This is a genomic window from Leisingera sp. F5, assembly GCF_001593695.1.
Genome location: NZ_LUKH01000649.1, coordinates 1 through 1928 on the forward strand (window position 1 = coordinate 1; position 1928 = coordinate 1928).

A 1928-nucleotide genomic window follows, 5' to 3' on the forward strand; every position below is an offset into this window, starting at 1 on the left:
CGATCCGGCTGCACAGCCCCGGCAGATAGGGGGCCTGCGGCGGTTTGCCGAACTCGCGGATATCAGCACCGGCAAAATAGGTCCTGCCCGCGCCATAGATCAGCACTGCCTTGGCGCCCTCAGCCTCAGCGCGTTCGATCCCGGCCAGCAGCCCTTTGCGCACCTCAATACCCAGCGCGTTCACAGGCGGGTTCTGCGCCTTCAAGACTGCTATCTCGCCCACGCGCTCATATGCAATGGCTTCACTCATCCGGTCTTCCTCTCTCTTCCGCGGCGGCAGCGGCTGCGCCCAGCTCCCAACAGATTAGGCACAGCAGCCGGACCGGCGCAAAGCCCCAATGGCCGCAGAAGACACGCAATCCCCTCGTCGCGGGGCTCACAGCTTCCGGCGGCCAATCATGCCAGCAGTTTCGTAACAGAAAGCGGGGAAAATGGAAACTTATTGAAACGCATTGTCCGGCAGCACTGCCGCCAGGCACCTCAGCCGGGATTCACCACCCCGCTGGAGATCCAGCCATCCAGGATTTCCAATGCCTTGGCTGAAAACTCAGCGTCATTGACGTGGCAGCCCAGCTCGTGAAGTTCGGCAGTCTCCGGGCAGGAGTCCCGCATTTCATCGCAAAAGGCCGCAAGCCCCTCCCCATCATGCAAAGGGGCACCGGGGCGGTCCCATTCGTTGCAACCGCCAGCGGGCAGCAGCACCGCAACAGGGGCTTTGGCAGTCGCCAGTTTACCGCAAATCGCTTGCGCCACCTGCCGCCGCTCAGCGGCTACCAGCATCGCTGAGGTGAGCAGCCGGTTGTGGGCATGTGTTTCCCGCCCCTTCAACTGCGCGGGCGTCTCTTGCCAGCCGACAAAATCCACCAGATCATAACAGCCAGGCGCCACCAGCTGCGGTGTGCCGGATCTACCTGCATTGGTCATCCGGTCAGCCCCCGCCGACAGCCCGCCGAACAAGTGGTTCGACACTTCCTGCGGGGCAAAATCCATCACCGCCGCGAAAGCGCCCTCAGCGGCCAGGCTTTCAAACGCCCGCCCGCCCATGCCGGTTGCGTGAAAGACCGCGACCTCAAATCCGCGCGTTTCCAACGCTGGTTTCAGCGCCACCATGTAACGCAGCACAGTCTTGCCAAACGACGTCATGCCGATCAGCGGCCTGTCCCGCTTGGGCGGTTCCACCGAACGTGCTGCGCCCAGAACCGCACCGGCGGCCTGCGACAGGGACGCTTTGCAGATCGAGTTCACCCCGTAAAGCCCACCTGCCCAAAGAATCATCTGCACATCCGCCGGGATCCGCTCGGGCGGCATCAGCGGTGAAAATGCGACAGTTGAGACGATGTATTTTGGCACCCCCACCGGTAATGCCGCACACATGTCCAGCGCCAGATCGGTGCCCATGGTGCCGCCCAGAACGATCACTCCGTCGATGCGGCCGTCGCGGTACAGCTCCAGTGCCTTGGAGGCCGCACCAGCCCCCATGATCTGCATGGCAATGTTTTCATCGCCAGTACCGATCGCCGCCCGGATAGAGCTGCCGCCAGCCTCCGCCACCTCATGTTTGCTTATATCCGCGGGCTGGCTGGGATCCCCCAGCACACTGACATCCATCGTCAGCACCTTGCCGCCCTGCCCGCGGATCACCTCCGCCAGATAGCTCAGTTCATCGTCTTTAGTGTCGTACGTTCCGGCAACCAGAATCGTTTTACATGTCATTTCCCGCTCCCACCTTGGCTCGCCTTCTGCGGCCAAACAGCCCCTTCTTCTTTGTCCAAATACTCCCGCCGGAGGCTGCAGGTTTTGCCCTGCAAAACCTGCATCACAACTGAATCCAGGCGGTTTTCAAATCGGTGTATTTGTCGATCGCATGCAGCGACTTATCATGGCCATTGCCGGACTGCCCGGCACCGCCCAAAGGCACAGTATTGTCA

1 protein-coding gene and 1 pseudogene are annotated in these 1928 nt (G+C 61.7%); both read right to left on the reverse strand.

The window, feature by feature from the left end:
* Window positions 1-250: pseudogene (locus A2I95_RS34360) on the reverse strand (3-hydroxyacyl-CoA dehydrogenase); the annotation flags it as partial.
* A gap of 230 nt (window positions 251-480) precedes the next feature.
* A complete protein-coding gene (locus tag A2I95_RS34365) occupies window positions 481-1713 on the reverse strand; it encodes a Tm-1-like ATP-binding domain-containing protein (RefSeq protein WP_291737009.1) in 1233 nt (410 codons plus the stop codon).
* Window positions 1714-1928 lie beyond the last annotated feature (215 nt).